Origin of the sequence: Aeromonas fluvialis (genome assembly GCF_000819885.1) — a bacterium.
In the GTDB taxonomy this organism is placed as follows: domain Bacteria; phylum Pseudomonadota; class Gammaproteobacteria; order Enterobacterales; family Aeromonadaceae; genus Aeromonas; species Aeromonas fluvialis.
On the sequence record NZ_CDBO01000068.1, the window covers coordinates 122,451 to 148,948 of the forward strand.

The window sequence follows — 26,498 nt, forward strand, 5'->3', positions numbered from 1 at the left end:
CAACATGAAAAAGCACCCGAAGGTGCCTTGTCTTGCCTATTTGGCCTCCGCCAGCAGGGCCCGTGCTATGGTACGCATCCCCAGGGTACTGGCCCCCGGCGCCCAGAGGGCATCGCCATTGTCACTGAAGCAGGCGGCCAAATCGATATGCAGCCACCCCATCCCTTCGTTGGCAACGAAACGGGAGAGGAAACCCGCCGCATTGGACGCGCCACCCGGCCCGCCCCCCTTCACCGGACGACTGTTGGCCGTGTCGGCGTAATGGGAGGGGCACTGCTGACGGTGCCAAGGTTCCAGCGGCAACGGCCAGGCTGGCTCATGTTCGGCATCTGCATAAGTCATGGCCCGGCTTACCAGCCCTTTATCGAGGCCAAACAGGGCATTATAGCGCCCACCCAGCGCCATCACGGCTGCGCCGGTCAGGGTCGCGGCATCGATGATCAGCGGCGCGCCTGACTCGCTCGCCAGTTGCAGGCCGTCGGCCAGTACCAGCCGCCCCTCGGCGTCGGTATTCACAATCTCGACCGTGGTGCCGTTCTTGTAAGTAAGGATATCCCCCAGCTTGTAGGCATGACCCGAAACCAGATTCTCGGCGCAGCAGAGGATCAGCTTCACCCGCTTATCGAGACCACGCAGCATGGCCAGTCCCAGCCCACCGGTGACAATCGCCGCGCCCCCCATGTCGCACTTCATGGTGAGCATCCCCTCGGAGCTCTTCATGGAGTAGCCCCCGGAGTCAAAGGTGATCCCCTTGCCCACCAGTGCTGCCGCAACCGGCGCCTTGGGATCGCGCCCCGGATTGAAGTCGAGCTCCAGCAGCACCGGCTCGCGTTCACTACCCCGACCCACCTGATAGAGGCCGACCCAACCGGCCTGTTGCAGCGCCTCGCCTTTCAAAATGCGATGGCTAACCTTGTCCGGCGCCAACTCGGTGATAAAGGCGGCGGCTTCAACCGCCAGCTCCAGCGGCCCCAACTGCTCCGGGGTCGCATTGGTCATCTCACGCACCCAGCGGCCGCAAAGCCAGCGCGCTTCCAGCTCCTCCCTGTCCTCTTCCGACGACATGGCCCACTGCAGTTGCACCTCAGCCTTGGGGGTTTGCAGACCTTGGGCAAAGGCCCACTGTTGCTCCCGTTCCCAATGACCTGCCAGTGTCACTTTCTGGATCCCCTGCAGGCAGAGGCGACGGGCACCCTGCTGGATATCGAGCAGCGGATTGGCCGTCACCAGATGGATCACCATGCCGTCGGCACGGTGAGAGAGAAGCGCCCCCTCCCCCCACTCGGCCGGTGCAAATTCACGACTTAACCATACATTCATGCGGTCACCTCCTGCAGCCAGCGTGCGATTGTGCGCAGACCGTGACCCTTGGCACCGGTCGCCCAGAGATCGTTGCCCGATTTCTGATAGGAGGCCGCCAGATCCAGGTGCACCCAGCCCTTGCCCTCATCGCGCACAAAGCGGGAGAGAAACGCGGCTGCCGTGGTGGCTCCGGCCGTGCCCTCGGCTGAGGCGACGTTGCCCAGATCGGCAAAGGCCGAGGTGAGCTGGCTGGCATGCCAGGGCTCAAGTGGCAGCGCCCATGCCTGCTCGTTTTCCACCTTGGCGGCGGCCAGCGCGCGCTGCTGTTCGGTCTCATCAAGGGCAAATACCGCATTGTAGTCGCGCCCCAGCGCCATCTTGGCGGCGCCGGTCAGGGTGGCAGCGTCAAGGATATAAGCCGCACCGCTGTCGGAGGCCGCCATCAGGCCATCGGCCAGCACCAGACGCCCTTCCGCATCGGTGTTCTGGATCTCGACCGAGATGCCGTTTTTGTAGGTGAGGATGTCGCCCAGCTTGAAAGCGTGGCCGGAGACCAGATTCTCGGCGCAGCAGAGAATGAGCTTCACCCGCTGGTTCAAGCCACGGCTGATGGCGAGTGCCAGCGCGCCGGTCACCATGGCCGCGCCCCCCATATCGGACTTCATCGGCAGCATATTGTCAGACGACTTCATGGAGTAGCCACCGGAGTCGAAGGTGATCCCCTTGCCCACCAGCGCCGCCACCACGGGGGCGTGGCGATCTCCGGTCGGGTTGTAATCCAGCTCCAGCAACACCGGCTCGCGCTCGCTGCCACGGCCCACCGACCAGATCCCGATATGGCCCGACTCGCGCAGCGCTTCACCGGCCGTAATGCGGGCGGTCACCTGATCTCCCGCCAGACCGCGAATGAGCAGCAGGGCAGACTCCGCCAGACTCATGGGGTAGATCTCTTCCGGACAGCCATTGGTGATATCGCGTACCCAGCGGGCCGCCTTGAGCAGCGCATCCAGCTCACGGGCATCCGCCTCGCTCTGCTGGCCGATATCCAGCTCACGCTCCCCTTTGGCGGCATAGAAGCCTTGGGCAAACGCGAAGCGACGCTCCAGATCCCAATCTTCACCCATCAGTGTCACCCGTTTGATCCCGGTGGACTCGAGACGACGAGCGGCGCGCTGAACGATGCGCAGTGCATCCTTCTCCTGACCGACAGCACCGAGATGGATCTGTGCCTCGTCGCCATTGAAACTGAGCAGGGCGCCCTCGCCCCAATGGGCGGCCGCAGCCTGGGTGGATAACGCTACCTTCATCATGTCAGCCATGGTGTTTGCTTCCTTTTTACTGGCACTGTTTATAAACACTCTTTATGAGGAAAGAGGATATTGGCAAAAAGAGAATAACGAATACAAAAAAGGCCGTGCCCCTCGGGGGTCACGGCCTTCACCATATCACTGAAGCATCCGTTGATGCTGCAAGTGCAATTCACTCATGTCTAATTAATGGCGCTCAGAGGCAAGGTTCAGGGTGTACTTGGGCAGTTCCACCACCAGATCCTCGTCGGCCAGTTTGGCCTGGCAGCTGAGGCGCGATTCCGGCTCCAGTCCCCATGCCTTGTCCAGCATGTCGTCTTCCAGCTCATCGCTAGGCTCAAGGGAGTCAAACCCCTCCCGCACCACGCAGTGGCAGGTCGTGCAGGCACAGGACTTCTCGCAGGCGTGCTCGATCTCGATGCCGTTGCGCAGCGCCACATCCAGAATGGTCTCGCCACTTTGCCCCTCTAGGGCAACGCCATCCGGGCAGAGTACGGGATGAGGAAGAATGATCAGTTTTGGCATATTACACCTTGTTGACGTTTTGTCCGGTCAGCACCTTGCGGATGGACGCATCCATCCGACGGGCTGCAAACTCGCCACTGACAGCATCTGCCGCCTCAATGGCTTCTTTGATTTGATAGGTGGAACCCGCGTGGCGCTGGGTCAGCAAATGGGCGATGGCCGCGTCGATCTCGGCACGCTCGGTCGGGTTCAGCAAGGCGTCGCCATCAACAGCAAGCGCCGCATTGAGACTCTCGACCACCCGGTCAGCTTCAACCTGCTGCTCGGCCAGCATGCGGGCATCCATGTCCTGCTGGGCGTTCTCGATGGAGGCGCTCAACATGTTGAGGATATCCTGCTCAGCCAGCCCGTAAGAGGGCTTGACCTGGATCTCGGCCTGCACGCCGGAGGATTTCTCCATGGCGCTCACCGACAGCAGCCCATCCGCATCGACCTGGAAGGTGACCCGAATATGGGCGGCACCGGCGGCCATCGGCGGAATACCGGTCAGGGTGAAGCGGGCCAGGGAGCGGCAATCGGCAACCAGCTCGCGCTCCCCTTGCACCACATGAATTGCCATCGCGGTCTGGCCATCCTTGAAGGTGGTGAACTCCTGGGCGCGGGCCACCGGAATGGTGGTGTTGCGCGGAATCACCTTCTCGGCGAGGCCACCCATGGTCTCCAGACCCAGCGACAGGGGGATAACGTCCAGCAGCAACATCTCGGCATCGGGCTTGTTGCCCACCAGAATATCGGCCTGGATGGCGGCGCCAATGGCGACCACCTTGTCCGGATCGATGCTGGTCAGCGGCGTGCGCTGGAAGAACTCGCCCACCAGCTCGCGCACCAGCGGCACCCGGGTGGAGCCACCGACCATCACCACTTCCAGCACTTCCACCTGCTCAAGGCCCGCATCGCGCAGGGCGCGGCGGCAGGCCAGCAAGGTGCGTTTCACCAGCGGGGTGATGAGCTCGTCAAACTGACTGCGGCTCACTGAACCCTGCCAGCCGGCAAAGGTGCAAGCCACCTGCTCGGCATCGGTCAGACCGTGCTTGACGGCAGCGGCCACATCCAGCAGCTCCCGCTGCAGATGGGCATCCAGATCACCAGAGAGGCCAGCCTGCGCCTTGATCCAGTCCGCCAGCAGATGATCAAAATCATCGCCGCCCAGAGCCGAGTCGCCGCCGGTCGCCATTACTTCAAACACCCCGCGATGCAGACGCAAGATGGAGATATCAAAGGTTCCGCCACCCAGATCGTAAACCGCGATCACCCCTTCCTGACCGGAGTCGAGGCCATAGGCAATCGCGGCCGCGGTCGGCTCGTTGAGCAGGCGCAGCACATGCAGACCGGCCAGACGGGCCGCATCCTTGGTGCCCTGACGCTGGGCATCGTCGAAGTAGGCGGGCACGGTAATGACCACGCCATCGAGATCGCCACCCAGCGAAGCGGCTCCACGCTCGGCCAATTTTTTCAAGATTTCGGCCGATACCTGGACCGGATTGACCAGTCCCTGACGGGTCTGTAGTTGCGGCATGCCATTGTCAGCTGCCACAAACTGGTAGGGCTGCTGGCGGGTATCGATATCGACCAACGCCTTGCCCATCATCCGCTTGACCGAGACGATGGTGTTATGAGGATCGAGTGCCGCTTCACGCTTGGCATCAATCCCCACTCGAATCGCGTCGCTTTGATAGTGCACCACCGACGGGAGCAGGTCGCGCCCTTGCTCATCGCAAAGGGTATCGGCGTGACCGCTGCGGACCGCAGCAACGAGAGAGTTGGTGGTGCCGAGATCGATGCCGACGGCACGTTTGTGCTGATGAGGAACAGCGCTCTGGCCGGGTTCGGCGATTTGCAGTAATGCCATGGGTAATGAAACTTCCAGCGTTAAAGGATCAAGACTCGAGAAGCGAGTCTTCGAATCGTTCCAGCTCTTCGAGGAGCTTGTCGACAAACTTGAGTTTGCGAACGCAATCAGCGGCAACGAGATCTTTGCCGGCGGCAAGAGACTCGGTCAGCTGCTGCATCAACATCTGGTGATCATGCCTGATCTCGCTGCGAAAATCCTTGATGGCGCGCTCAGGGTCTGCGTCATCTTTCAGATCGGCCAGACGCTCGCGCCACTCCAGCTGCTGCATCAGAAACGCGGTATCTTGCAGAGTTTGCTGTTCGCCACGGATATCGGTGCCACGCAGGGATAGCAGATATTCTGCACGGCGCAGCGGTGCCTTGAGGGTGGTAAATGCCTCGTTGATCTGGGCGGCGCGCTGCACCGCAGCCAGCTGCTCCCGCTCGGGTGCGGTGGCAAAACGATCTGGATGAAATTGGGTTTGCAGCTGGCGGTAGGTATCAGCCAACTGACGGGTATCGAGCTCGAAGCCTTCAACCAGCCCAAACAGCTCGAAATGATTCATGCAAACCTCTTGGAAACGTTCGCCACAACCTCACTCGCCCCTGGCAAATGAGATGTGGTTGAACGGGTCATGGGCAACCCGTTCAACCACAGACGAAGGATCATTGACGTCAAACATCTCAGACACTGAAGCTTTCGCCGCAACCACACTCGCCTTTGGCGTTGGGATTGTTGAACTGGAAGCCCTCGTTGAGGCCCTCCTTGACGAAATCCAGCTCGGTGCCATCCAGATGGATCAGGCTCTTGGCATCAACAATAATCTTGACGCCCTGCTGCTCGAACACCTGATCCTCATCGGTTAGTTCATCAACGAACTCAAGCACGTAGGCCAGACCGGAGCAGCCGGTGGTTTTGACGCCGAGGCGCAGGCCAATGCCCTTGCCCCGGTTAGCCAGAAAAGAGGAAACCCGTGCCGCGGCGGCATCTGTCATGGTAATAGCCATACTGCTCTCCGGCGCTTAGAGACCTTTCTTCTGCTTGTAATCGGCGATGGCGGCCTTGATGGCGTCCTCAGCCAGAATAGAGCAGTGGATCTTCACCGGTGGCAGGGCCAGCTCTTCAGCGATATCGGTGTTCTTGATGCCAGCCGCTTCGTCCAGGGTCTTGCCTTTGACCCACTCGGTCACCAGGGAGCTAGAGGCGATAGCAGAACCGCAGCCGTAGGTCTTGAACTTGGCATCTTCGATGATGCCTTCGTCACTGATCTTCAGTTGCAGCTTCATCACGTCGCCACAGGCGGGTGCACCGACCATGCCGGTCGCAATGCTGGGATCATTCTTGTCGAAACCACCGACGTTGCGCGGATTTTCGTAGTGGTCGATTACTTTTTCACTGTAAGCCATATCTCACTCCTGCTAATTCTGTTGCTCATCGACCCGTAGGATCAGTGATGAGCCCATTCGACCGTGTTCAGATCAACGCCATCCTTGTACATCTCCCACAGGGGGGACATCTCGCGTAGGCGACCGATGGAGTCACGAATAAGCTTGACCGCGTAGTCGATCTCTTCTTCGGTGGTAAAGCGACCCATGCTGAAACGGATGGAACTGTGTGCCAGCTCGTCGTTCAGGCCCAGCGCACGCAACACATAGGAAGGTTCCAGGCTGGCGGAGGTACAGGCAGATCCGGAAGAGACGGCCAAATCTTTCAGCGCCATGATGAGGGATTCCCCTTCCACATAGGCAAAGCTGACGTTGAGGTTGCCCGGAACACGCTGCTCCAGATCGCCATTGATGTAGACGGCTTCAATATCCTTGATGCCATTCCACAGACGCTGACGCAGTGCCATAATTCGCTGGCCTTCACTCACCATCTCTTCCTTGGCGATGCGGAAAGCTTCGCCCATCCCGACAATCTGGTGGGTCGGCAGAGTACCGGAACGCATGCCGCGCTCATGACCACCACCATGCATCTGGGCTTCCAGACGAACGCGGGGTTTACGGCGCACAAACAGCGCACCGATCCCTTTCGGGCCATACACCTTGTGCGCAGAGACGGAGAGCAGGTCCACTTTCAGCGCCTCCACATCGACCGGGATCTTGCCCACGCTCTGAACGGCATCCACGTGCAGCAAAATCTTGCGGGAACGGCACAGCTCGCCGATGGCGGCAATGTTCTGAACCACGCCGATTTCGTTGTTCACATGCATGATGCTGACCAGGATGGTGTCATCACGCATGGCGTTTTCGATCATCTCGATAGTGAACAGGCCGTTGGGCATCGGCTCAAGATAGGTCACCTCGAACCCTTCACGCTCCAGCTGCCGACAGGTATCGAGCACCGCCTTGTGTTCGGTCTTGGAGGTGATGATGTGCTTGCCCTTGCTGGCATAGAAGTGGGCAACACCCTTGATGGCCAGGTTATTGGATTCGGTCGCACCGGAAGTGAAGACGATCTCGCGGGGATCAGCACCGATCAGATCTGCCACTTGATTACGGGCCAGATCGACCGCCTCTTCGGCTTGCCAGCCAAAGCGGTGAGAACGGGAGGCCGGATTGCCGAACAGGCCATCCATGGTGAGACACTGCATCATTTTTTCTGCGACACGCGGGTCCACCGGACAGGTTGCCGAATAATCAAGGTAAATAGGCAGTTTCATGTTTTTCTCCGTCACAGTCCGGGTCATAGCGTCCCGCTGTGGAAAGCACGTTTATAGTTGGACTTTCAAGCTCACATCGCCGTGTTCTGCCCGATCAACCAGGGACAACACGGTCTTCATTTGTTGATCTTGCTTGCCGGCAATCCGGCGCACATCGGCCTGGAGCACCAGCTCGGCCAGGGTGATATCGCCAAGGAAGCTAGAGATCCGCTCACTCAAGTCACGCCACAGGGAGTGGGTCAGGCACTGGGTGCCGCCGTGGCAGCCGCCCTTGCCGAGACACTTGGTGGCATCAACCGATTCATCCACCGCGGTGATCACCTGACCGACCGAGATTTCGTCCGGAGCCAGACCAAGGCGATAACCACCGCCCGGACCACGCACACTGCTCACCAGACCATTCTTGCGCAGGCGGGCAAACAGCTGTTCGAGATAGGACAAGGAGATACCCTGGCGCTCGGAAATATCGGCAAGGGGGACGGGCCCCTGCTCTGCATGCAGTGCCACGTCGAGCATGGCGGTTACAGCGTAACGTCCTTTTGAAGTCAGTCTCATGTGCCTTACCGTCTTGCGAAGCAATTTAATGGGGCACATGGTCACATACCCGACCAAACCAGTCAAGTATATAGTTGAGTAAAACAGTCGGATTAATCCGGCGCCCGCGTTTTCTGCACCGAGGTCAAAATCCCCCGCAGAATATTGAGTTCTGCCGCTTCCGGTCTAGCTCGATTGAACAGCCGACGCAGCTTGCTCATCACATGGCCCGGATGATCATCGGCAATGAAACCGGTCTTCATCAGGGTCTGTTCCAGGTGTTGATAGAACCCTTCCAGCTGGGCGGCACTCGGATAGGCCATCTCATCTTCAGGCTCGATGGCCTGCCCTTGCAACCAGTGCATCCGCACTTCATAGCAGAGGGTTTGCACCGCCATGGCGAGATTGAGGGAGCTGTAATCGGGATTGGCCGGAATGGCCACGTGGTAGTGGCACTTTTGCAATTCGTCATTGGTGAGACCGGTGCGTTCACGGCCAAACACCAAGGCGACCGGATGCTGCATCGCTTCACTCACCAACTTCTCCCCCGCTTCACGGGGGTCGAGCATGGGCCAGCTCAATGTGCGGGAACGCGCGCTGGTGCCGATCACCAGACCACAGTCAGCGATCGCTTCATGCAACGTCGGGACGATACGGGCATTGGCAAGCACATCGCTGGCACCTGCCGCCAGGGCGAAGGCATTGTCATCCGGCAAAGCTTGCGGATCAACCAATACCAGTTGGGTCAACCCCATGGTCTTCATGGCACGTGCCGCAGACCCCATGTTGCCGGTATGAGAGGTGTTTACCAAAACGATACGAATCTGATCCAACATGCCCAGTCAATCTTCAGTCAAAAATAGCGTGCGATTGTAACATAGGAGAACGCTATTTTGGCACCGTAAAAGGCAAGCCATTTCAGCACAAAACTACCCGTTTGTATAACAAACCGGCATGAGGGAAAGGTGAGAGGGAAACTAGACTTGAAGGATATCCGGTTAACGGTACAGGAGACACAACACCATGCTTCCTCCCTTTATCTATGAGAGATTGCCCAGCCTCTACCTGCTGGCGGCCGTAGCCATCATTACGTTGAATGAACAGCCCCTGCTCTGGTTTGCAGGCGCCTTATTGTTTATCGCCGGAGCGGTGACCTGGATGATGCGCTCCAGTTACCGGCGTACAGACCTGATTATCTTTCCGAGCAAACGCTGGCTACAGCCCGAGTGGCTGTATGAAGCGCAGCCCTTTATCTGGTTGGCTGTGGGGCTGGCCATGTCACAGCTGCCCGCCCCTACAGCCATCATTGCCTTGGTGCCCTGTCTGTGGGCCTGTCGTTGCCTCTGGGCACGGCACCATTATCGCCGCCATGCCCACGGCGTGATTGCCCACTTAAGACGGGATCCCGCCCGGCGCCGTCTGCAACGGGGCCTGCGCTGACTCGGTGCGGGCGCGTTCGATAAACGTCGCCAGATCCATCAGGGGATACTTCATCAGGCTCGGCAAGCCATCGAGATCCAGACTGTCCATCAGGTTTTTCACCTCAAGGCCCAGTTCGGTATCCCCTTCTATCTTCAGCTTGCGCTGGAAGAAAAGCGAATCCGGATCCTCTTTGCGACCGGCAATCAGGATCAGGTCGTTGGCGGTACCGCTGAAGCAGACATCGGCCTTGTCACACTCACGAGCCACCACCAGCTGGCCGCTCTGCTCACTGATAAACCAGCACAGCTCCAGATCAGAGACTTCGACTTTCAGCCACTTGTCGGCCAGAAACTCGAAATCGCCATCTTCGATGGCCTCTTTGAAGACCTGGGCCAGCAAGCTCTCCATCAACTGCTTTTGCAGATTGAAGGGAACCAACTTGAGGGGATGGCGCAAAAAGCGCGGAGCCTGTTCTACCAGGCGACGTTGCAGTTGTTGAAACACGATAGACTCCTTTTTTGCGCATTCAAACACAGGGAGAGTGGCAAGATCCTGTTGGAAATCAAACTTGTGGAGAGTTACCTCAAGAAGGGTAAAGCCACACAAAGCTGCCTCAGGTCAAAAAGCGGAAGTGCATGGCTGCATACAATCAGGGCTCGTTTGCCCTTCATATGCACTCTCGGAGCGTACCAATGGAATTACTCTGTCCGGCAGGCAGTTTGCCGGCACTGAAAACCGCAGTGGATAACGGGGCCGATGCCGTTTATATCGGTTTCAAGGATGACACCAATGCCCGCCACTTTGCCGGTCTCAACTTTACCGACAGCAAACTGGAGAAGGCAGTGGATTATGTGCATCAACATGGTCGCAAGCTGCATATCGCCATCAACACCTTTGCCCATCCCGGGGCGGATGCACGCTGGAAACAGGCAGTGGATCGCGGTGTGGCACTCGGCGCCGATGCGCTGATCATCGCAGATCTGGCGGTACTGGAATATGCCAGCCGCCACTATCCCGAGATGGAGCTTCATGTCTCGGTTCAGGCCAGCGCCACCAATGCCGCCGCCATTCGCTTCTATCAGCAGCAATTCAATGTCACCCGAGTGGTGCTGCCCCGGGTGCTCTCCATGCATCAGGTCAAGCAACTGGCTCGCGAAACCGACGTAGGCCTTGAGGTGTTCGCCTTTGGCAGCCTCTGCATAATGGCCGAGGGACGCTGCTACCTCTCTTCCTACATGACTGGCGAGAGCCCCAACACCGTCGGCGCCTGCTCACCGGCCAAGTTCGTCCGCTGGGAAGAGACCCAGAATGGCCTCGAGTCACGGCTCAACGAAGTGCTGATCGACCGCTACGGCCCGGGTGAAAATGCCGGCTATCCGACCCTCTGCAAGGGGCGTTTCGACGTGGATGGCCAGACCTACCATGCATTGGAAGAGCCGACCAGTCTCAATACCCTTGGCCTGTTGCCCGAGCTGTTCAAGACCGGGATCCAGTCGGTCAAGATTGAAGGGCGCCAGCGCAGCCCCGCCTATGTGGAGCAAGTGACCAAGGTCTGGCGTGCGGCCATCGATGCCTATCAGGCCAATCCCGAGGCCTATCAGGTCAAAGCAGAGTGGGATGCCCAGCTCGCCCGCGTCTCAGAAGGTAGCCAGACTACCCTCGGCGCCTATCATCGTCAGTGGCAATAAGGAGCCCACAGCATGCAATTCTCTCTCGGGCCTCTGCTCTTCTACTGGTCCAAGGCCGATACCGAGGCTTTTTACCATGCCGCGGCCAACAGTCAGGCCGACATCATCTATCTGGGTGAAACGGTCTGCAGCAAACGCCGCGAGCTCAAGGTCGATAACTGGATCCAGCTCGCTCGTGACGTGGCCTGCTCAGGCAAACAGACGGTGCTCTCTACCCTGGCGCTTATCTCCGCCCCCTCCGAACTCAAAGAGGTGAAGCGGCTGGTCGACAACGGCGATCTGCTGGTCGAAGCCAACGATCTCGGTACGGTGCAACTCGCCTGGGAGGCAGGCATCCCCTTTGTCTGCGGCCCCGCCATCAACGCCTATAACGCCGATGTGCTGCGCATGCTGCTCAAACAGGGGATGAAACGCTGGGTCATGCCGGTGGAGCTCTCCCGTGACTGGCTGATCCAGCTCAATCAGGATCTGGGCCCCCTGCGCGACCAATTTGAGGTAGAGGTGTTTGCCTACGGCCATCTGCCGCTCGCCTACTCGGCGCGCTGCTTCACCGCCCGCTCCCTCGACAAACCCAAGGACAACTGCGAGCTCGCCTGCATCAACTACCCCACCGGGCGACTGGCCAACAGCCGCGAGGGACAACGGGTGTTCAATCTCAACGGGATCCAGACCCAGTCTGGCTACTGCTATAACCTGGGTAACGAGCTGGCAGAGATGGCGGGGCTGGTGGATGTGGTCAGGCTGTCGCCGCAAGGGATGGAGACGCTGGAGATGCTGGCCCGCTTCAAAGCCAACCAGCAGGGCCAGGCTCCCCTCTCCCTGCAGTCAGGGAGTGACTGCAACGGCTACTGGCGCCAGATACCGGGTATGAGTCTGGTGGAGTAAGCCCAAGGGCAAGATAGAAAATAATCGGGAATAGAAAGGGGGCCATGATGGCTAATGCCAGTCATTTAAGCAATTTTGTGACTAGATATTAGAGATTTTGAATATCAAGAACGGCGCCATGGTTAAGGGGTCAATGTAGCTCCAACCCTTGCCTTGACTGGCTTGCAATAAAAAGGTTCTGCGCATTATCGCGGGCAAAGAGAGGATTGACAGTCAGGGACTCTGGTAAATTGGGTTCTTCGCGGAATCGTGGGGAAGTGAGAGTTGACAGACAGGGCCGAGGTATACTGGTCGTCGCCAAACACACCAACCCCTGAGCCCTGCTGTCACCATGCATCCTATCGATCTTGCCGCTTTTTGGCCAGGCTACGCTGTCGTAGCCAGCCACCAAGATACCAAAACACCCTCACGCTAGAGCCGCTCAGCACTGAGCTTCCACGCTGCGGTCGCTGTCTTGAGCCAAGCCCCCTGACCCATGATCGCCGTATCCGTCTTATACGGGATCGCGATCTGCTCGATCAGCGTGTCCAATTACAGGTGCCTGTCCGCCGCGTGGACTGCCTGAACTGTGGTCGTGTTACTGAGCACATCGACTGGCTCGCCCCCCTCATCACGCCTGACCCAGAGGTTGCGAACGTGAGTCGAGGCCTTGCTGCAGATGCTACCGCTAAGTCATATCAGTCGCCTCACCGGGCCCACTGGCACACTATCAAGGCCATCGACAAGCGCCGCCTACACTTTTTTGGGGTTCGGCATAATGGCCATTTTGTACCACCTTTTTGGCCCTCCTGACAAAATGACAGGGGGCAAAGTGTGAACGAAACACCACTAAAACCAGCAAGTTACTGACGCAAAAGAAAAACCCCAACCATCAAGGTCGGGGTTTACTGTTTGGCGGTGAGGGAGGGATTCGAACCCTCGATACGTTGCCGTATACACACTTTCCAGGCGTGCTCCTTCAGCCACTCGGACACCTCACCAAATTTTGTTCTGCGGTTTAACGTGTTCAGCCAACACGGTGTTCACTGCGCTGTTGCGCTGGAACGGGGCGTAATTTATGGGAAAGCCCCGCCCGCGTCAACGGCTTTTTTCACCTGACGAACCGTTCGAACACTTAATGCACAGATTCCGGTGCAACCTGGATTTCCGGCAGGTTGAGGAAGCCTGAACGTTCGCATTCGGCAACCAGTTCGTGGGTGGCGGCGATGGTGCTTTGCACGAACAGCAGGAACTGCTCGACGCTGAGTCCGGCCTTGGTAAAGACGGTGTGGCCGACCACCAGCCGCGGCAGGTTGTCATCGATGATATCGAGGAACACCTTGAGGGAGGGGTACTGCATATTGAGTCGGCCCAGTTCGGCAACCAGCGGCAGCATTGCGGAGGGGCGCACTTCCAGCTCGGAGGAGAACAGCAGGCCTTCCTCTTCCACGAAGATCCGGCTCTCCTGAATACCATCGACCGACTGCAAAGAGACAATGTGGATACCGTGACACTGGTCGCAGACATAGTGCTCGATACGAGCCTGTTGCAACCAACGCATTATCATTTCGGAGCTGGGGATATTCATCATTTCCACGACAAGATGGGGATCAAGGGGCGCAGTCTAAACCAATTTGCTATCAACAAAAAGCACGCCAACCCGATAACCATGCGGCTCGCTTCTTTTTGGCAAGCGCTATGCATATACTCAGCCAAATCCACGACGACGCTTGCCCCACAGGGGGCCCCATGACCATCCAAGAAAAGTATCGCCTTCATCTGAAATCACTCTCGGATGAGTTGCTCGCTCTGCAAAAGCCCATCCGCATTCTGGATGCCATCAAGTGGCCACGCCATCTGCAAGAGCGCTTTCTGGCAAGCGGTGGCAGAGAGCTGCCCGCTATCGACAGGCACTTTTATGATGCCCTCCCCCTTGGCTTCGATCCGCGCAACAAATATCTGGAGCTCAAGGAGCTGCGGGACCGGATCCGCAGAAAGCTGGGGCCGCAGGACGATCTTGGCCGGATCCTGCAAGAGACGGTCGATCAGTACATGGTGGTGATCGAGATGCTGCGCCAGCGCGGCCAACCCGATTTTCAGCGTTACAGCCAGCTGCTTTATGGCTCAGCCAGCGATCACCTGCGTGGGGATCGCAAGACTCTCAAGGAGCTTGGCGCCCGCCTGTGCGATATATTCTCTCTGCCCGGTGCGCGGCATCTGGTGCGTCCCTACCCCAAGGAGTTTGAAGGAGAAGCCGCGGTCGCCAAACTGCAGGGCAAGCTGTCGAGCTACTTCAGTGACGGCACGGTGCAGGTGAAGCTGAGCGATGGGATTGTCTCCGACGCCGCGGCCGGTGGTGACTATATCAAGCTCAACTCCCACGCCCGTTTCTCCGAGCTGGACTTGCAGGTGCTGGAGGTACACGAAGGATGGGTCCATGTCGGCACCACCCTCAACGGTCGTCAGCAGCCCTATGCTACCTGGCTGAGCGCCGGTTCACCGCGGATCACCGCCTGTCAGGAGGGGCTGGCGGTATTGATTGAGACACTTACATTCAGCTCCTTTCCGGATCGGGCCAAGCGCATCTCCGATCGGGTGATGGCCATCGACATGGCCGAGCGCGGCGCCGATTTTATCGAGGTGTTTCAGCACTTCGTGCAGCAGGGCACCAGCGAGCACGACGCCTACAAGATCACCCAGCGGGTCTTTCGTGGCGGCATGGTGGGTGGTGGCGCCTGCTTTACCAAGGATCTCTCCTACGTGCGTGGCTATGTGGAGACGGTCAACTTTATCCGCAGCGCCGTGCTGGAAGGGGTGCCCGAGATCCTGCCGATGCTGTTTGTCGGCAAGGTGACGCTGGATGACATTCCGGTGCTCTATCAGCACTATCTGGAGGGACTGATTGCCGCCCCTCGTTACCTGCCGCCGATGTTTCGCGATCTAACCGGGCTCTACGTCTGGTTCGGTTTTGCCTCCGGCATGTCACTGGTGGATATCGGTCGGGTACAGCACCATTTTCGCCAGCTGTTTCAACGCCTGCCAGTCGCCGACCCCATCATTGCGCCAGTGGATATCGAGATCGACTGAACCACTGCGATACCAGTTGGGGAAAAGAAGAAGGGCGCCAGATTGGCGCCCTTCTCGACTATTCAAATATCACAGTCGGGTTACTTGTAGGCCCGACCTTCCAGATAGTGTTTGCGGCAGAGCGACACATAGCGATCGTTACCACCGATCTCCACCTGCTCGCCATCGCGCATCACTTGCCCCGCTTCGTTGACCCGGGAGTTCATGTGGGCCTTGTTGCCGCACCAGCAAATGCTCTTCAGCTCTTCAAACTTGTCGGCCAGACAGAGCAGATGGTAGGAACCCGGGAACAGCTCGCCGCGAAAATCGGTCTTGAGGCCATAGGCCATCACCGGAATATCCTGTTCATCGACAATGCGGGCCAGCTGGTATACCTGCTCACGGGTCAGGAACTGGGCCTCGTCCACGATAAAGACATCGATATGTTTCTTTGCATGGCGCGCTTTCACCATTTCAAACAGATCACAGTTGTCGCTGAACACGTCCACCTTCAGTTCAAGGCCTACCCGGGCACTGATCACCCCGACCCCGAAACGGTCATCAATGGCTGGCGTCATCGCCAGAGGATGCATGCCCCGCTCCAGATAGTTGAAGTGCGCCTGAATGAGCTGGGTGGATTTGCCTGAATTCATGGTGGCAAATTTGTAGTGCAGTGAAGCCATGATACTGTTCCGATACTGAATTTATGGGGCGCATGCTAACCAAAGCCCCTGACAAAACCAAGGGGCCCGCGGGCCCCTTGCTCTATAAATGTTACGCGGTGGCCAGCACTGGCCGCGCTTTAGCCTTTTTCAGGTGATAGCCGGTAAAGAGCAAGAACCAGAGGGCGCTGACGCTGAAACCGGCCAGGCTGGAGTGCATCAAGCCCATGGCCAAGTAACCGATGGCCGCACCGAAGGCGATGGCCAGCGCATAGGGCAGTTGGGTCATCACATGATCGATGTGATGGCAGCCGGCGCCGGTCGCTGAAAGGATGCTGGTGCTGGAGATGGGTGAGCTGTGATCCCCGAATACCGAACCAGCCAGTACAGCAGCCAGCATCGGCAGCATCAGGCTGATGTCGCTGGCAGCAGCCATGTCACCGGCCAGCGGCAGCATGATGCCGAAGGTGCCCCAGCTGGTGCCGGTGGCAAACGCCATGGCACAGGAAAGAATAAAGACTACGGCGGGCAGCACTTCGATCGGCAGGTTGCCGTTAGCCAGCGAAGCCAGGTACTTGCCGGTCTCCACATCGCGCACTACGGCACCGATGGTCCAGGCGAACAGCAGGATGTTGATGGCCGGCAGCATGGCCATAACACCTTGCGGCGCGGCCTTGATCCAGTTCTTGGCACCCAGCTTCAAGCGCATCGCCAGACCGATGGAGACCATCAGACTGCACAGGGCACCGTAGACCAGCGAAGAGCCGACGTTGGTGTTTTCGAACGAACCGAGCACGCTGAACGGCAACCCTTGCTCGCTCAGCACCGCAGCACCGGAATCGATCATGAAATAGATGGTGGCAGCGGTCAGGGTCAGGATCGGCAGTACCATGTCGATCATGCCGCCGTTGCTCTCCTCCGGGCTCTCCATATCCAGACCGATGGGGCGGCCCTTGGACTCATCCCACAGCTTGCCTTCCAGCGCCCACGCTTCGTGTTGACGCATCGGACCGATATCGAGTTGGAATGCAATCACCACCAGCACCATGATGAGTGTGAAGACGGCGTAGAGGTTCATCGGGATCATCTCGACAAACGCCGCGATGGGGCTCTGCTCGGTCAGGCCGTGTGCCGCCAGAATGCCGCCAATAAGCGCGATGATATAGGCGCCCCAGGAGGAGATGGGCATCAGCACGCAGACCGGCGCCGCGGTGGAGTCCAACAGATAGGCCAGCTTGGCACGGGAGATCTGAAAACGGTCGGTGACAGGACGGCAGATGGCCCCCACCGACAGGCTGTGGAAGAAGTCATCGATAAAGAAGGCAAATACCATCATGCCGGTCAGCGCTTTGGCACCCTTGCGGGTCTTGGCACGACGCTCGGCCCACTCGGCAAAGGCACGGGTCGCCCCGGAGACACTCATCAGGCTGATGAGGCCACCCAGCAACAGCATAAACAGGATCATGTTGACGTTGTCACGATTGAGTGCGCCATCGACCCAGAAGATCTTGAGTACGGTATTCAGCATGTAGTGCAGGGATTCGAGGGGCGAAAACTGGTTGAGCAGCAGACTGCCCGTGACGATGCCCACACCAAGGGACAACAATACGCGGCGGGTCAGGATCGCCAGCGCGACAGCCAACAGAGGGGGAAGTACGGACCAACCGGAGTCGGCGAAATGACTAATGTCCATGATCTCTTTGCACCTAAAGATTACAGGTGGAGATCTACCGAGAGGATCTAAAGAAACAAAACCTATGGGGAGGTCATACTCCTCAGCCCCTTCAGGTAGCGCTCCATAGTGGATGACTATGGCAGTCCTGCACCTATTAGATGCAGAACCAGCAGCCCGGTATGATGGCCTGGCCACTTCGGCGCTGACTCCTTTCCTTGTGCATCACAGGCATCACCCTCCGCACAAGTAGTCATAGGCAGCGCGCCTCTACTTAAAGGTATTCGAGGGACATTTTATCGAGATGGCAGCTTATAGCAAGTTTTTTGATTAAATAGTCATGATAAACATATCAAGGTTGAAAAAAGGTAGTCAAATGATGCAACAATGCCAGATTTGACGCTATTTTCACCTACTTCGGCTTCATTGGCATCCAATCACCAAGTCTATTGCTGGTCATATTAAATATCTATATTGATGTTCCCCACGGATATAATATTTAACCCGGCTTGACTTATTTAAATCGCCAAGCAAGAATCAGCTGGAACATAATATTTTTCTCAGACTCGACGTGGTAACTCCTATGAATGAATTTTTAAAGGTGCTGCTTAATATCCGCAGTCTGCGTGCGACCTGCCGCGAGCTTTCTCTGGAACAACTGGAAGAGGCACTGGAAAAACTCTCTACTATCGTTGCTGAACGTCAGCAGGATGAAGCTGCCGAGCGTCAGGCCCGTGCAGAGCATCTGCGGAAAATTAACGAATATAGCGAAATGCTGAAAGCCGCCGGTATTGACCCGGCAGAATTGGTAAGCGCTGTCGCTACCAACCCCGGCAAATCAGAAAAAGCCAAGCGGGCGCCACGTCCGGCCAAATATCGCTATCAGGATAATGGCGTAGAGAAAACCTGGACCGGCCAGGGCCGCATGCCTTCGGCCATTGCCAGCGCCGTGGCAGCAGGTAAATCACTGGAAGATTTTGCTATCTGACAGCTCTTGCGTTACCAATAAAAAGCCTCGCCTTGGCGAGGTTTTTTATTACCGCTTAAATGTGACATATCAGATAGCCGATTGTGGGCGATCAGCTGCCTTGACCCACAGCACTTCACGATCCCCTGCCACGCAGATGAGATAGCGGGCAACGGTGAAGAACCAGTCACTCATCCGGTTCAGATAGGGCAAGACCTCGGGATTGACGCACTCTGCATGACTCAATGTCAGCAGCAAGCGCTCGCAATGCCGTACCAGGGTACGCACCACATGCGCCTGCGCCGCGGCACGGGAACCACCGGGCAATATAAATTGACGCAGCGGTGGCAATGGCTCGCTATAACGATCGATCTGCTGTTCAAGGCGAGTCGTCCAGGCTGCATTGACTTGCCAAATAGATGGATTCTGGGCAGCACTGGAGAATGCCAACTCCCCCCCCAGATCAAACAACTCCTGTTGCAACAACTGCAAGTCAGCCAATAAGCAGAGCTCTTGCGACGGCACGTCACAAATCAGCAAGCCAAGATGGGAGTTGAGCTCATCGATATAACCGTAGGTCTCGACCCGCAAATGATCCTTGGGCAATGGGATACCATCGGCCAGCCGGGTCATGCCCTTGTCGCCCTGCCTCGTATATATTCTCATACCGACATCCTGTTAATAATGGGAATAATCATGGACTCGAGTCCATTGAGTTTGATTTCGTAAGCCAACGCCAGCGTCTGGCCCAATTTACCCGCAGGAAAGCCACTACGTGCCATCCACACCAGATAGGGCTCGGGAATATCGATGATACGCCGCCCCTGATATTTACCGTAAGGCATCTTGTTGGTCAGGGTCAGCAGCACCTGTTCATCAGATAGCCAATCCATATTAATCGATATCCAGATATTTATGAGTCTGGATTGAGAGTCGCCAGTTACGGGCAATGCAGGTATCCATGGCCAACTGGGTGGCCCGTGGCTTCTGGCTGATGGGTTGCAAGGCAATGACCACATCCGGACGCAGGGTCGCGGTAGCCAGCAGCGCATCCAGCTCTTCAATATGGTGTTCAGTCGCCACCGGATGCTTGATCTCGTTGGCCCGCTCCAGCGCCGAGACCAGCACAGGCAGTCCCCCTTTCATGCCAATCTTGGGGGAGACGGTGACCCAGGTCTGCTCATGGGTCTTGATCTCACTGGTACCACTGGTTTCAATCTGCACCTGATAACCCGCCGCCAGCAGTGCTGACGAGAGTTCGTGCAGATCGTAGAGGCAGGGCTCGCCACCGGTGATCACCACATGGCGCGCCTGATAACCCAGATCGCCAAAGCTCTTGATAATCTGCGCGGTGCTGAGTTGGCTCCAGCAATCGGATTCGTTGGAACGATCCAGCACCGCCTCCTTACCCATTTCACGAGCCGGATCAACAACCCAGGTATGACGGGTATCGCACCAGGGGCAACCCACCGGGCAACCCTGCAGGCGAACAAAGATGGCGGGCAGGCCGGTAAAGATGCCCTCCCCCTGGATGGTCTGGAAAATCTCGTTGATTGGGTAGTTCATCTCGATCACGGCTTGTTGCAAAAGTCGCGGATTATACCTCAAGCCACGGCAAGACGCAGGCTCACTCTGCGCTTTTCTCACCCAGCCCGGTTTTTTCAAACAGCCTGGCCATGATGCCCGCCTTGTCAGCCAGATAGTTGTTCAGGCCGCGACTGCGCAGTTCACACGCAGGACACGTGCCGCAACCGTCACCGGCAATGCCGTTGTAGCAGGTCAGGGTCTGCTGGCGCACTGTGTCAAGGTGACCATAGTGATCCGCCAGTGCCCAGGTCTCGGCCTTGTCGAGCCACATCAAGGGAGTTTCAAAACGGATACCGCGATCCAGCCCCAGCGACACCGCCTGATTGAGGGCCTTGACGAACTCGTCACGGCAATCGGGATAGCCGGAGAAGTCGGTCTCGCAGACACCGGTGATCACCGCTTCGGCACCCACCTGATAGGCATAGATGGAGGCCAGGGTCAGGAACAGGATATTGCGGCCCGGCACGAAGGTGTTGGGCAGGCCATTATCCTGCAGCTCGCAGCTGACAGGGATGTCGTCACGGGTCAGGGCAGAGACCGCCAGCTCATTGAGCAGCGTTACATCCATCACCTTGTGGGCGGCAATCCCCAATGCACTGCCCAGGCGGCGCGCAGTGTCGATCTCTTCCCGATGGCGCTGGCCATAGTCGAAGGTGATGGCGTGCACTTCATCATACTGGGCCAATGCCTGCACCAGACAAGTAGTGCTGTCCTGACCGCCGCTGAAAACCACGACTGCTTTTTTCATCTTGATAACTCCTTGAATTGTCACGCCCGGCGGCCTTCGGCAAAGTCCTGCCACTGGGTATTCAACCGGTTGAACAGGGTTAGCAAGGGCGCATAGCGTTCTGGCGCCCCCTCCCACCGGGACAAGAGGTGATAGCCCGCCTCTATTGTCGAGAGGGCATCGGGAAAGGGTTTCTTGCGAATGGCGTATTGACCGGCAACGGCGCCAATGCCGATCCGGGACAAGCTGGCCAGGGCCGGATTGCTCTGCAACATGCGGTAGGCCTTGCGCCAGGTGCCGTCGAGCAAAATAAAGGCGACCGACGTTTTGCCAGAGGGTTCACTCTCCCACTGTTGGCGAAGATCGGTCAGCGAAATGGCATCCTCATCCGGCCAGAGCAGATAACAGCGCCGGGAAGCGTCAGCAAGCAGGCCGCTCAGCCACTCATCGCGGGAAAAGTCCTCCCCCACATGGATCTCGCACTGCTGCAAAGAGGCGGCCAGCAAGGCTGCGGTTCCCTTGGGATGCGCCACCTCACTCGTGTGCTGCAAGATATAGAGGGGCGTGTAGTTGTCAACCGGCGCAATATAATCGCACAGGCAGGCTTTGAGGGCACGAGTGCAACGAGTACAGTATCGACTGTTCTTGTCGTTGGACTGTTTCATGTTGTCAGACAAATCTGGATTGCTCTGGGTTATCACGCTCTCTCTCACCAGCTTGCTACTCTTCTTTACCGTTCCCAATCTTCAGCTCTCCTTCGATCGGCCCTTGATCGCCGGGGGCGAAGGGTGGCGGATCATAACAGGCAATCTGGCTCATACCAATCTGTGGCACCTGCTGCTCAATCTGGGCGGCCTCGCCATCCTCTATAGCCTGTTTCGCGACTATCTGGGTGGGGCTCGCCTGCCGCTGCTGATGTTGCTGCTCTGGTTGGCAGTGGGCTTGGGGATCTGGTGGTGGTGCCCGCAGACCCAGTGGTACATGGGGCTATCCGGCTCGCTGCATGGCCTGTTTGTCTGGGGGGCGATGCAGGATATCCGCCACGGACGCCGCACATCGGGCTGGCTGCTGTTGTCGGGGGTGGGGATCAAACTTACGCTGGACTTCTACAACGCCGGAGAGAGCCCGATCTCCACCCTGATCAATGCCAGAGTACACATCGGCTCTCATCTTATCGGGGCAGGTGCAGGCCTGTTGCTCGGCCTGCACCGTGTTTCACTGAGTGAGCCGGTTACGCCCCCGCCAGCTCGGCATTGATGCTGGCCAGCATGGCGGCCGGATCGGCAGCCTGCGTAATGGGGCGACCGATAACCAGATAATCGGAACCGGCCTCGACCGCCGCTTTGGGTGTCATCACCCGGCGCTGATCGCCCGCCTCAGAACCGGTCGGGCGAATGCCCGGGGTCACCAGCTTGAAATCGGCGCCCAGCAAGGCTTTCAGCTCATGGGCCTCGTTGGCAGAACAGACCACCCCATCCAGACCGGAGGTCTTGGTCAAGGTCGCCAGCCGGATCACCTGCTCGGCCGGGCTCATATCCAGACCAAGAGGGATCATGTCGGACTGCTCCATGCTGGTCAGCACGGTCACGCCGATAAGCAGGGGGGCCTTGTCGCCATAAGGCAGTAGCGCCTCTTTGGCGGCACGCATCATCCGCTCACCACCACTGGCATGCACGTTGACCATCCAGACACCGAGCTCGGCACTGGCTGCCACGGCTTTGGCAACGGTATTGGGAATATCGTGAAACTTCAGATCCAGAAAGACATCGAATCCCTTGGCCACCAGCTGGCGTACAAACTGCGGGCCAAACAGGGTAAACATCTCCTTGCCTACCTTGAGACGGCACTGGGCCGGAGAGATACGTTCAACGAACGCTAAGGCATCTGCCTCGTGCTGATAATCCAGCGCTACCAGTACTTTGGGATCTTGCATCTCACATCCTATTGCTTGTTATTCACCGTCCAGACCACGGATCGGCTTGATGGAACCCCACTGGCGACAAGACGGGCACTGCCAGAACAACGAGTGAGTGGCAAAGCCGCACTGCCGACACTTGTGGGTTGACTTGATTTTGATCTGCTCGCCGACCAGCTGTTGCAGCAGTTCGAGACTCTCCTTGGCAGGCCCCTCCTCCGCACTGGCCAGCTGAAAACCCACCAGCTGGTAAAAACCTTTCATGGAGGGGTGACGACGCAGCTGACGCAGTACCAGCGAACGGGCCTGACTCAGGCCATCGCGCTCCTCCACCAGTTTGGCCAACGCCAGTGTCACGCTGACACCCGCGTGATCCTCGACCGCCTTTTCCAGCAGCGGGATCAACGCCTGGCCGCGTCCCAACTGCTGGTAGCACGCGAGCAATTTGGGCATTGCCTCGGAAGCAAAGTCGATATCCTGCTCAAACACCCGTAGCAGCTCCTTGCCAGCCTGCTCATACTCCCCTTCCGCCATGGCAAGATCGGCGAGCCGCAGACTGGCGCGGGCACATGCCGGATTGATACCGAGCGCCCGCTTGAGTTTGGCCAGCCCCTCCCCTTTATTGCCATCCTGCAGTGCGATCTCGGCCTGTTCGCAATAAAAGTGAGAGATGGGATCGGCAAGCTTCTTGCCCTGGAATTTTTGCAGACGAACCGCGACATCGATGGCCTTGTCCCAATCCCGCAACTGCTGATGGATGATCAGCAGCTGCGCCAGCGCCGTCTCTTCGAAATCGCTGTCCTCACACAGTTCATTCCAGAGCGCTTCGGCACGGTCGAGTAAACCGGCCGCCAGAAAATCGCGAGCCAGCTCCTGCAAGGCAAGCTGACGCTGCTCTCGGGTCAATTGGCGGGTCACCAAGTTCTGGTGGATCTTGATGGCGCGATCCACCTCTCCCCGTTGGCGAAACAGGTTGCCGAGAGAAAGGTGGGTTTCGATGGTTTCACTGTCCACCTCAAGCAGCTGGATAAAGAGATCCACCGCCTTGTCGGATTCATCGGACAGCAAATAGTTGAGACCCGCCACATACTGGCGGGAAAACTGGTTACTCTGTTTTTGGGTGTCCTGGCGAACACTCCTGCGCCCCATGTACCAGCCATAACAGGCGGCGATGGGCAACAGCAGGAAAAGCAGTTCAAGCATTGAGGAACATTATTCCTTACCCGGTGACCGGACCAGCTCCAACTCGCGGGATTGACGACGCATGGTACGGTTGAGGGTGCGGTTTTGCATTTTCAGGCGCAGGAACAGCAGGCCGAATACCAGCCAGCCCAGCAAAAAGCCGCCAGCAAAGAAGAAGCCCAACAGCATGGCAAGCGAAAACTCACCCTGAGCGATCAGGTAATTGAACTGAACCAGCTGGCCATTTTGTGAGCCCAGCGCCAGGGTCAGAACAAACACCAGCACCAGCGGAATGAGGGCCAAAATACGCTTCATAAGAGCTCCCTGTCAGTATCTAATGAGAGGCTGATTATCCTTAAAATCGCAGGCAGACTCTAGAGTGAATGGGAAAAGAGTTTAAGAAACAAGACGATTGGCACAGGAATCGGCGCCAAAAACAAAAAAGGCATACTCGAGGTATGCCCATATCTGCATTATTCGATGATGTTGACGCGCTCGCGCAACTCTTTGCCAGGTTTGAAGTGCGGGACATATTTCCCGGTCAATTCAACCTTGTCCCCGGTTTTGGGGTTGCGTCCCACTCGGGGCGCACGATAGTGCAGTGAAAAACTGCCGAATCCGCGGATTTCAATCCGGTCGCCGTTTTGCAAGGTCGATGCCATCTGTTCAAGGATCTCCTTGATGGCGGCTTCGACATCCTTGGCCGGCATATGCATGCGGCTGGCTGCCAGTTGTTCGATGAGATCTGATTTGGTCATAACGTTAAATCTCCTTCCCCGATCACATGCAATATTCATTTTGCCAGGATAAAAAAGGGCGGCGCAATGCCGCCCTTTTCTTGCTTCAAGGATTACTCACCCTTGGCGGCTTTGAATGCTTCCATCATAGCATTGCTGAACACAACTTCTTCTTGTTGGTTCAGGCTATCGATAGCAACACGCTCATCAGCCTCGTCCTTAGCACGGACAGACAGGCTCACGGTGCGGTTCTTACGATCAACGCCCATGAATTTAGCTTCAACTTCGTCACCAACAGACAGCACCAGAGTGGCGTCTTCTACACGGTCACGAGCAGCGTCGGAGGCACGCAGGTAGCCTTCTACGCCGTCAGCCAGTTCGATAACGGCACCTTTGGCATCAACCTCGGTAACCTTACCCTTCACAATAGCACCTTTCTTGTTGTCAGCCAGGTACTTGTTGAACGGGTCTTCTTCGATCTGCTTGACACCCAAGGAGATGCGCTCACGCTCCGGATCCACTTGCAGAACAACGGCTTCGATCTCGTCGCCCTTCTTGAATTCACGCACGGCTTCTTCGCCCTGGTTGTTCCAGGAGATGTCAGACAGGTGAACCAGGCCGTCGATGCCGCCATCCAGACCGATGAAGATACCGAAGTCAGTGATGGACTTGATCTTGCCGGAAACACGGTCGCCTTTGGCGTGAGTTTCGGCAAACAGCTGCCACGGGTTGGATTTGCACTGCTTCAGACCCAGGGAGATACGACGACGCTCTTCGTCGATATCCAGAACCATCACGTCAACCACGTCGCCAACGTTAACAACTTTGGACGGGTGGATGTTCTTGTTGGTCCAATCCATCTCGGATACGTGTACCAGGCCTTCAACGCCTTCTTCGATTTCAACGAAGCAGCCGTAGTCGGTCAGGTTGGTCACGCGGCCAGACAGACGGGTGGTCTCCGGGTAACGCTTGGCGATAGCAACCCAGGGATCTTCGCCCAGCTGCTTCAGACCCAGGGATACACGGGTACGCTCGCGGTCGAACTTCAGAACCTTGACAGCGATCTCGTCGCCAACGTTGACGATTTCGGAAGGATGCTTAACGCGCTTCCACGCCATGTCGGTGATGTGCAGCAGGCCGTCAACACCGCCCAGATCTACGAATGCACCGTAGTCGGTCAGGTTCTTGACGATACCCTTAACTTCTTGACCTTCTTGCAGGTTAGCCAGCAGGCTTTCGCGCTCGGAGGTGTTCTCGGTCTCGATCACGGCACGACGGGAAACAACAACGTTGTTGCGCTTCTGGTCCAGCTTGATGACTTTGAACTCGAGTTCTTTGTTTTCCAGGTGAGCGGTGTCACGGATCGGACGCACGTCAACCAGAGAACCCGGCAGGAAGGCACGGATGCCGTTCAGTTCAACGGTGAAACCACCCTTGACCTTGCCGTTGATGATACCGATAACGGTAGCTTGCTCTTCGTATGCCTTCTCAAGCTGCAGCCAGGCTTCGTGGCGCTTGGCTTTTTCGCGGGACAGCTTGGTTTCGCCGAAACCATCTTCGATAGAGTCCAGAGCCACATCAACGGTATCGCCGACGTTGATTTCCAGCTCGCCCATGGCGTTCTTGAATTCTTCAGCCGGGATAGCGGACTCGGATTTCAGACCGGCGTCAACCAGTACGAAACCGTTCTCGATAGCAACGACAGTACCCTTGACGATGGAACCTTGACGGGTTTCAACGGCGTTCAGGGACTCTTCAAAGAGTTGAGCAAAAGATTCGATCATTGTTTATGTCACAAATGAAACATCCACTTGCAATCCGGCACAAGCGGGGCTGTTTTAAATAATC

At 57.5% G+C, this 26,498-nt stretch carries 30 protein-coding genes, 1 tRNA gene, 1 pseudogene and 1 riboswitch; of the genes and pseudogenes, 7 read left to right on the forward strand and 25 right to left on the reverse strand.

Translation table 11 applies throughout. The features are described 5' to 3' along the window. Nucleotides 1-36: 36 nt before the first annotated feature. The 10 genes from pepB (BN1125_RS14860) to trmJ form a co-directional block, all read right to left on the reverse strand. A complete protein-coding gene (gene pepB, locus BN1125_RS14860) occupies nucleotides 37-1,320 on the reverse strand; it encodes an aminopeptidase PepB (RefSeq protein WP_042013198.1) in 1,284 nt (427 codons plus the stop codon). Then, the gene (gene pepB, locus BN1125_RS14865) at nucleotides 1,317-2,621 is read right to left on the reverse strand and encodes an aminopeptidase PepB (protein WP_042013200.1); all 1,305 of its coding nucleotides are present in this window, start codon (nucleotides 2,619-2,621) and stop codon (nucleotides 1,317-1,319) included. Before pepB (BN1125_RS14865) ends, pepB (BN1125_RS14860) begins: the two co-directional genes overlap by 4 nt. Before the next feature lie 174 nt (nucleotides 2,622-2,795). After that, complete coding sequence (gene fdx, locus BN1125_RS14870; protein ID WP_042013201.1) at nucleotides 2,796-3,134, reverse strand: ISC system 2Fe-2S type ferredoxin; 339 nt, start codon at nucleotides 3,132-3,134, stop codon at nucleotides 2,796-2,798. 1 nt (nucleotide 3,135) lies between these two features. Next, complete coding sequence (hscA, locus tag BN1125_RS14875; RefSeq protein WP_042013203.1) at nucleotides 3,136-4,983, reverse strand: Fe-S protein assembly chaperone HscA; 1,848 nt, start codon at nucleotides 4,981-4,983, stop codon at nucleotides 3,136-3,138. A gap of 28 nt (nucleotides 4,984-5,011) precedes the next feature. Continuing rightward, the gene (gene hscB / locus BN1125_RS14880; RefSeq protein WP_042013204.1) at nucleotides 5,012-5,530 is read right to left on the reverse strand and encodes a co-chaperone HscB; all 519 of its coding nucleotides are present in this window, start codon (nucleotides 5,528-5,530) and stop codon (nucleotides 5,012-5,014) included. Between the two features lie 118 nt (nucleotides 5,531-5,648). After that, the gene (gene iscA / locus BN1125_RS14885) at nucleotides 5,649-5,972 is read right to left on the reverse strand and encodes an iron-sulfur cluster assembly protein IscA (protein ID WP_005333812.1); all 324 of its coding nucleotides are present in this window, start codon (nucleotides 5,970-5,972) and stop codon (nucleotides 5,649-5,651) included. A 15-nt stretch (nucleotides 5,973-5,987) separates the two neighbouring features. Beyond that, a complete protein-coding gene (iscU, locus tag BN1125_RS14890; RefSeq protein WP_040094674.1) occupies nucleotides 5,988-6,371 on the reverse strand; it encodes a Fe-S cluster assembly scaffold IscU in 384 nt (127 codons plus the stop codon). A 41-nt stretch (nucleotides 6,372-6,412) separates the two neighbouring features. Then, complete coding sequence (locus BN1125_RS14895; protein ID WP_042013205.1) at nucleotides 6,413-7,627, reverse strand: IscS subfamily cysteine desulfurase; 1,215 nt, start codon at nucleotides 7,625-7,627, stop codon at nucleotides 6,413-6,415. A gap of 51 nt (nucleotides 7,628-7,678) precedes the next feature. Then, entirely contained in the window at nucleotides 7,679-8,182 is a 504-nt protein-coding gene (gene iscR, locus BN1125_RS14900) for a Fe-S cluster assembly transcriptional regulator IscR (protein ID WP_042013206.1), read from the reverse strand. Nucleotides 8,183-8,274: 92 nt separating this feature from the next. Further along, complete coding sequence (gene trmJ / locus BN1125_RS14905) at nucleotides 8,275-8,997, reverse strand: tRNA (cytosine(32)/uridine(32)-2'-O)-methyltransferase TrmJ (protein WP_042013207.1); 723 nt, start codon at nucleotides 8,995-8,997, stop codon at nucleotides 8,275-8,277. A 187-nt stretch (nucleotides 8,998-9,184) separates the two neighbouring features. On the opposite strand from trmJ, the gene BN1125_RS14910 reads away from it, so the two are divergent. After that, nucleotides 9,185-9,601: a hypothetical protein gene (locus tag BN1125_RS14910; RefSeq protein WP_042013208.1), complete on the forward strand. Its 417-nt coding sequence runs from the start codon at nucleotides 9,185-9,187 to the stop codon at nucleotides 9,599-9,601. On the opposite strand, the gene ubiT is transcribed toward BN1125_RS14910, so the two are convergent. Continuing rightward, nucleotides 9,554-10,087, reverse strand: coding sequence for a ubiquinone anaerobic biosynthesis accessory factor UbiT (gene ubiT / locus BN1125_RS14915; protein WP_042013209.1), 534 nt, complete (start codon nucleotides 10,085-10,087; stop codon nucleotides 9,554-9,556). The genes BN1125_RS14910 and ubiT overlap by 48 nt on opposite strands. Before the next feature lie 188 nt (nucleotides 10,088-10,275). Between ubiT and ubiU the strand changes: the two genes are divergently transcribed. From ubiU to BN1125_RS18695, 3 genes and pseudogenes are all read left to right on the forward strand, one after another. Continuing rightward, complete coding sequence (gene ubiU, locus BN1125_RS14920) at nucleotides 10,276-11,271, forward strand: ubiquinone anaerobic biosynthesis protein UbiU (RefSeq protein WP_042013210.1); 996 nt, start codon at nucleotides 10,276-10,278, stop codon at nucleotides 11,269-11,271. A gap of 12 nt (nucleotides 11,272-11,283) precedes the next feature. Further along, complete coding sequence (locus BN1125_RS14925) at nucleotides 11,284-12,156, forward strand: U32 family peptidase (protein ID WP_042013211.1); 873 nt, start codon at nucleotides 11,284-11,286, stop codon at nucleotides 12,154-12,156. Nucleotides 12,157-12,487: 331 nt separating this feature from the next. Further along, a pseudogene (locus tag BN1125_RS18695) lies at nucleotides 12,488-12,891 on the forward strand (helix-turn-helix domain-containing protein); the annotation flags it as partial. A 157-nt stretch (nucleotides 12,892-13,048) separates the two neighbouring features. On the opposite strand, the gene BN1125_RS14930 reads toward BN1125_RS18695, so the two are convergent. Together BN1125_RS14930 and BN1125_RS14935 are read right to left on the reverse strand one after the other, a co-directional pair. After that, nucleotides 13,049-13,136: transfer RNA gene (locus BN1125_RS14930), tRNA-Ser, on the reverse strand. Nucleotides 13,137-13,270: 134 nt separating this feature from the next. Further along, complete coding sequence (locus BN1125_RS14935) at nucleotides 13,271-13,726, reverse strand: type III secretion system chaperone family protein (RefSeq protein WP_005337119.1); 456 nt, start codon at nucleotides 13,724-13,726, stop codon at nucleotides 13,271-13,273. 158 nt (nucleotides 13,727-13,884) lie between these two features. On the opposite strand from BN1125_RS14935, the gene BN1125_RS14940 reads away from it, so the two are divergent. Continuing rightward, on the forward strand, nucleotides 13,885-15,222 hold the full coding sequence (locus tag BN1125_RS14940; protein ID WP_042013213.1) for a flavohemoglobin expression-modulating QEGLA motif protein: 1,338 nt from the start codon (nucleotides 13,885-13,887) through the stop codon (nucleotides 15,220-15,222). 80 nt (nucleotides 15,223-15,302) lie between these two features. Here the strand turns inward: BN1125_RS14940 and BN1125_RS14945 are convergent, their stop codons facing one another. Continuing rightward, nucleotides 15,303-15,884 carry a thymidine kinase gene (locus tag BN1125_RS14945; protein WP_042013214.1) on the reverse strand — a complete coding sequence of 194 codons (582 nt, stop codon included), beginning with the start codon at nucleotides 15,882-15,884 and terminating at the stop codon, nucleotides 15,303-15,305. A 91-nt stretch (nucleotides 15,885-15,975) separates the two neighbouring features. After that, nucleotides 15,976-17,556 carry a Na+/H+ antiporter NhaC family protein gene (locus BN1125_RS14950; RefSeq protein WP_042013215.1) on the reverse strand — a complete coding sequence of 527 codons (1,581 nt, stop codon included), beginning with the start codon at nucleotides 17,554-17,556 and terminating at the stop codon, nucleotides 15,976-15,978. Between the two features lie 88 nt (nucleotides 17,557-17,644). Beyond that, nucleotides 17,645-17,816, reverse strand: a riboswitch (Lysine riboswitch). A gap of 302 nt (nucleotides 17,817-18,118) precedes the next feature. Here BN1125_RS14950 and BN1125_RS14955 point away from each other — a divergent pair. After that, nucleotides 18,119-18,523 carry an H-NS family histone-like protein gene (locus BN1125_RS14955; protein WP_042013216.1) on the forward strand — a complete coding sequence of 135 codons (405 nt, stop codon included), beginning with the start codon at nucleotides 18,119-18,121 and terminating at the stop codon, nucleotides 18,521-18,523. A 69-nt stretch (nucleotides 18,524-18,592) separates the two neighbouring features. Here the strand turns inward: BN1125_RS14955 and BN1125_RS14960 are convergent, their stop codons facing one another. The 5 genes from BN1125_RS14960 to BN1125_RS14980 all read right to left on the reverse strand — a co-directional run bounded on the left by BN1125_RS14960 (nucleotide 18,593) and on the right by BN1125_RS14980 (nucleotide 21,481). Further along, nucleotides 18,593-19,168 (reverse strand): cob(I)yrinic acid a,c-diamide adenosyltransferase, encoded by a 576-nt coding sequence (locus BN1125_RS14960; RefSeq protein WP_042013217.1) that lies wholly within the window; start codon nucleotides 19,166-19,168, stop codon nucleotides 18,593-18,595. Beyond that, complete coding sequence (locus BN1125_RS14965; protein WP_005337126.1) at nucleotides 19,165-19,395, reverse strand: DUF3820 family protein; 231 nt, start codon at nucleotides 19,393-19,395, stop codon at nucleotides 19,165-19,167. The genes BN1125_RS14960 and BN1125_RS14965 overlap by 4 nt, the downstream gene beginning before the upstream one ends. Nucleotide 19,396: 1 nt before the next feature. Then, nucleotides 19,397-20,068 (reverse strand): 7-carboxy-7-deazaguanine synthase QueE, encoded by a 672-nt coding sequence (gene queE, locus BN1125_RS14970; protein WP_042013274.1) that lies wholly within the window; start codon nucleotides 20,066-20,068, stop codon nucleotides 19,397-19,399. Nucleotides 20,069-20,129: 61 nt separating this feature from the next. Beyond that, nucleotides 20,130-20,837 (reverse strand): 7-cyano-7-deazaguanine synthase QueC, encoded by a 708-nt coding sequence (gene queC / locus BN1125_RS14975; RefSeq protein ID WP_042013218.1) that lies wholly within the window; start codon nucleotides 20,835-20,837, stop codon nucleotides 20,130-20,132. A gap of 20 nt (nucleotides 20,838-20,857) precedes the next feature. Next, a complete protein-coding gene (locus tag BN1125_RS14980; RefSeq protein WP_042013219.1) occupies nucleotides 20,858-21,481 on the reverse strand; it encodes a tRNA-uridine aminocarboxypropyltransferase in 624 nt (207 codons plus the stop codon). On the opposite strand from BN1125_RS14980, the gene rrtA reads away from it, so the two are divergent. Beyond that, nucleotides 21,480-22,073, forward strand: coding sequence for a rhombosortase (gene rrtA, locus BN1125_RS14985; RefSeq protein ID WP_167562322.1), 594 nt, complete (start codon nucleotides 21,480-21,482; stop codon nucleotides 22,071-22,073). The two genes, BN1125_RS14980 and rrtA, sit on opposite strands and share 2 nt — an antisense overlap. Here rrtA and pyrF read toward each other — a convergent pair. The 5 genes from pyrF to rpsA form a co-directional block, all read right to left on the reverse strand. After that, nucleotides 22,048-22,749: an orotidine-5'-phosphate decarboxylase gene (gene pyrF / locus BN1125_RS14990; RefSeq protein ID WP_042013220.1), complete on the reverse strand. Its 702-nt coding sequence runs from the start codon at nucleotides 22,747-22,749 to the stop codon at nucleotides 22,048-22,050. The genes rrtA and pyrF overlap by 26 nt on opposite strands. 18 nt (nucleotides 22,750-22,767) lie before the next feature. Continuing rightward, nucleotides 22,768-23,934: a lipopolysaccharide assembly protein LapB gene (gene lapB, locus BN1125_RS14995; RefSeq protein WP_042013221.1), complete on the reverse strand. Its 1,167-nt coding sequence runs from the start codon at nucleotides 23,932-23,934 to the stop codon at nucleotides 22,768-22,770. 9 nt (nucleotides 23,935-23,943) lie between these two features. Beyond that, nucleotides 23,944-24,228, reverse strand: coding sequence for a LapA family protein (locus BN1125_RS15000; protein WP_042013222.1), 285 nt, complete (start codon nucleotides 24,226-24,228; stop codon nucleotides 23,944-23,946). Nucleotides 24,229-24,386: 158 nt separating this feature from the next. After that, on the reverse strand, nucleotides 24,387-24,671 hold the full coding sequence (gene ihfB, locus BN1125_RS15005) for an integration host factor subunit beta (RefSeq protein WP_005299934.1): 285 nt from the start codon (nucleotides 24,669-24,671) through the stop codon (nucleotides 24,387-24,389). Between the two features lie 92 nt (nucleotides 24,672-24,763). Continuing rightward, on the reverse strand, nucleotides 24,764-26,434 hold the full coding sequence (gene rpsA / locus BN1125_RS15010) for a 30S ribosomal protein S1 (protein WP_042013223.1): 1,671 nt from the start codon (nucleotides 26,432-26,434) through the stop codon (nucleotides 24,764-24,766). Nucleotides 26,435-26,498: the final 64 nt, after the last annotated feature.

Bases quoted from the DNA above. Each gene is read 5' to 3' on its own strand.
- pepB (WP_042013200.1), bottom strand. From the start codon at position 2,621: ATGGCTGACATGATGAAGGTAGCGTTATCCACCCAGGCTGCGGCCGCC.
- BN1125_RS14895 (WP_042013205.1), bottom strand. From the start codon at position 7,627: ATGAAACTGCCTATTTACCTTGATTATTCGGCAACCTGTCCGGTGGAC.
- queC (WP_042013218.1), bottom strand. From the start codon at position 20,837: ATGAAAAAAGCAGTCGTGGTTTTCAGCGGCGGTCAGGACAGCACTACT.
- ihfB (WP_005299934.1), bottom strand. From the start codon at position 24,671: ATGACCAAATCAGATCTCATCGAACAACTGGCAGCCAGCCGCATGCAT.
- BN1125_RS14935 (WP_005337119.1), bottom strand. From the start codon at position 13,726: ATGATGAATATCCCCAGCTCCGAAATGATAATGCGTTGGTTGCAACAG.
- hscA (WP_042013203.1), bottom strand. From the start codon at position 4,983: ATGGCATTACTGCAAATCGCCGAACCCGGCCAGAGCGCTGTTCCTCAT.
- lapB (WP_042013221.1), bottom strand. From the start codon at position 23,934: ATGCTTGAACTGCTTTTCCTGCTGTTGCCCATCGCCGCCTGTTATGGC.
- ubiU (WP_042013210.1), top strand. From the start codon at position 10,276: ATGGAATTACTCTGTCCGGCAGGCAGTTTGCCGGCACTGAAAACCGCA.
- iscR (WP_042013206.1), bottom strand. From the start codon at position 8,182: ATGAGACTGACTTCAAAAGGACGTTACGCTGTAACCGCCATGCTCGAC.
- BN1125_RS14950 (WP_042013215.1), bottom strand. From the start codon at position 17,556: ATGGACATTAGTCATTTCGCCGACTCCGGTTGGTCCGTACTTCCCCCT.
- BN1125_RS14980 (WP_042013219.1), bottom strand. From the start codon at position 21,481: ATGAAACAGTCCAACGACAAGAACAGTCGATACTGTACTCGTTGCACT.
- pepB (WP_042013198.1), bottom strand. From the start codon at position 1,320: ATGAATGTATGGTTAAGTCGTGAATTTGCACCGGCCGAGTGGGGGGAG.
- BN1125_RS14910 (WP_042013208.1), top strand. From the start codon at position 9,185: ATGCTTCCTCCCTTTATCTATGAGAGATTGCCCAGCCTCTACCTGCTG.
- iscA (WP_005333812.1), bottom strand. From the start codon at position 5,972: ATGGCTATTACCATGACAGATGCCGCCGCGGCACGGGTTTCCTCTTTT.
- BN1125_RS14965 (WP_005337126.1), bottom strand. From the start codon at position 19,395: ATGGATTGGCTATCTGATGAACAGGTGCTGCTGACCCTGACCAACAAG.
- fdx (WP_042013201.1), bottom strand. From the start codon at position 3,134: ATGCCAAAACTGATCATTCTTCCTCATCCCGTACTCTGCCCGGATGGC.
- BN1125_RS14960 (WP_042013217.1), bottom strand. From the start codon at position 19,168: ATGAGAATATATACGAGGCAGGGCGACAAGGGCATGACCCGGCTGGCC.
- BN1125_RS15000 (WP_042013222.1), bottom strand. From the start codon at position 24,228: ATGAAGCGTATTTTGGCCCTCATTCCGCTGGTGCTGGTGTTTGTTCTG.
- BN1125_RS14925 (WP_042013211.1), top strand. From the start codon at position 11,284: ATGCAATTCTCTCTCGGGCCTCTGCTCTTCTACTGGTCCAAGGCCGAT.
- BN1125_RS14945 (WP_042013214.1), bottom strand. From the start codon at position 15,884: ATGGCTTCACTGCACTACAAATTTGCCACCATGAATTCAGGCAAATCC.
- rpsA (WP_042013223.1), bottom strand. From the start codon at position 26,434: ATGATCGAATCTTTTGCTCAACTCTTTGAAGAGTCCCTGAACGCCGTT.
- rrtA (WP_167562322.1), top strand. From the start codon at position 21,480: ATGTTGTCAGACAAATCTGGATTGCTCTGGGTTATCACGCTCTCTCTC.
- BN1125_RS14955 (WP_042013216.1), top strand. From the start codon at position 18,119: ATGAATGAATTTTTAAAGGTGCTGCTTAATATCCGCAGTCTGCGTGCG.
- pyrF (WP_042013220.1), bottom strand. From the start codon at position 22,749: ATGCAAGATCCCAAAGTACTGGTAGCGCTGGATTATCAGCACGAGGCA.
- iscU (WP_040094674.1), bottom strand. From the start codon at position 6,371: ATGGCTTACAGTGAAAAAGTAATCGACCACTACGAAAATCCGCGCAAC.
- hscB (WP_042013204.1), bottom strand. From the start codon at position 5,530: ATGAATCATTTCGAGCTGTTTGGGCTGGTTGAAGGCTTCGAGCTCGAT.
- queE (WP_042013274.1), bottom strand. From the start codon at position 20,068: ATGAACTACCCAATCAACGAGATTTTCCAGACCATCCAGGGGGAGGGC.
- trmJ (WP_042013207.1), bottom strand. From the start codon at position 8,997: ATGTTGGATCAGATTCGTATCGTTTTGGTAAACACCTCTCATACCGGC.
- BN1125_RS14940 (WP_042013213.1), top strand. From the start codon at position 13,885: ATGACCATCCAAGAAAAGTATCGCCTTCATCTGAAATCACTCTCGGAT.